The organism is Vibrio sp. HI00D65, from assembly GCF_001635455.1.
Lineage (GTDB): Bacteria > Pseudomonadota > Gammaproteobacteria > Enterobacterales > Vibrionaceae > Vibrio.
Genome location: NZ_LWEH01000124.1, coordinates 1 through 219 on the forward strand (window position 1 = coordinate 1; position 219 = coordinate 219).

1 pseudogene is annotated in these 219 nt (G+C 49.3%); it reads left to right on the forward strand.

Annotated elements, in window-relative coordinates:
• Positions 1 to 219: pseudogene (locus A3712_RS11350) on the forward strand (alkyl hydroperoxide reductase subunit F); the annotation flags it as partial.

Consider the following 219-nt stretch of genomic DNA (forward strand, 5'->3'; position numbering starts at 1 on the left):
ATACCGCACACAAACTCCAAGGCCTAGCAAATGACATCGCATCTTTAACCGATAAAATTGAAGTAACTCGCGATGATAGCGCAAGCACGCGTAGCCCTATCATGCAGGTAGTGAACCAAGAGAAAGGTACTGCGATCGGTTTCGCCGGTTTACCAATGGGTCACGAGTTCACGTCACTGGTACTGGCACTGCTTCATAGTGGTGGTCACCCTATCAAGC